The sequence below is a fragment of the Enterobacter cloacae complex sp. IR5422 genome, from assembly GCF_049238165.1.
In the GTDB taxonomy this organism is placed as follows: Bacteria; Pseudomonadota; Gammaproteobacteria; order Enterobacterales; family Enterobacteriaceae; genus Enterobacter; species Enterobacter roggenkampii.
The window spans coordinates 1-1,193 of sequence record NZ_JBMKHT010000111.1; the positions used below are offsets into that span (position 1 = coordinate 1).

Consider the following 1,193-nt stretch of genomic DNA (forward strand, 5'->3'; position numbering starts at 1 on the left):
GTCGCTGCCGCAGCTTCGGTGCATGGTTTAGCCCCGTTACATCTTCCGCGCAGGCCGACTCGACCAGTGAGCTATTACGCTTTCTTTAAATGATGGCTGCTTCTAAGCCAACATCCTGGCTGTCTGTGCCTTCCCACATCGTTTCCCACTTAACCATGACTTTGGGACCTTAGCTGGCGGTCTGGGTTGTTTCCCTCTTCACGACGGACGTTAGCACCCGCCGTGTGTCTCCCGTGATAACATTCTTCGGTATTCGTAGTTTGCATCGGGTTGGTAAGCCGGGATGGCCCCCTAGCCGAAACAGTGCTCTACCCCCGAAGATGAGTTCACGAGGCGCTACCTAAATAGCTTTCGGGGAGAACCAGCTATCTCCCGGTTTGATTGGCCTTTCACCCCCAGCCACAAGTCATCCGCTAATTTTTCAACATTAGTCGGTTCGGTCCTCCAGTTAGTGTTACCCAACCTTCAACCTGCCCATGGCTAGATCACCGGGTTTCGGGTCTATACCCTGCAACTTAACGCCCAGTTAAGACTCGGTTTCCCTTCGGCTCCCCTATACGGTTAACCTTGCTACAGAATATAAGTCGCTGACCCATTATACAAAAGGTACGCAGTCACACCACGAAGGTGCTCCCACTGCTTGTACGTACACGGTTTCAGGTTCTTTTTCACTCCCCTCGCCGGGGTTCTTTTCGCCTTTCCCTCACGGTACTGGTTCACTATCGGTCAGTCAGGAGTATTTAGCCTTGGAGGATGGTCCCCCCATATTCAGACAGGATACCACGTGTCCCGCCCTACTCTTCGAGTTCACAACCTGTGTGCTTTCGTGTACGGGACTGTCACCCTGTACCGTGCGACTTTCCAGACGCTTCCACTAACACACAAGCTGATTCAGACTCTGGGCTGCTCCCCGTTCGCTCGCCGCTACTGGGGGAATCTCGGTTGATTTCTTTTCCTCGGGGTACTTAGATGTTTCAGTTCCCCCGGTTCGCCTCGTTAACCTATGTATTCAGTTAACGATAGTGTGTCGGAACACACTGGGTTTCCCCATTCGGACATCGCCGGGTCAAAGGTTCATATCACCTCGCCGGCGCTTTTCGCAGATTAGCACGTCCTTCATCGCCTCTGACTGCCAGGGCATCCACCGTGTACGCTTAGTCGCTTAACCTCACAACCCGAAGATGTTTCACTTC

The 1,193-nt window shown here is 53.1% G+C and carries 1 rRNA gene; it reads right to left on the reverse strand.

Features of this window, described 5'->3' with window-relative positions:
* Positions 1 to 1,168 (reverse strand): 23S ribosomal RNA (locus ACOTXT_RS22445); the annotation flags it as partial.
* Positions 1,169 to 1,193 lie beyond the last annotated feature (25 nt).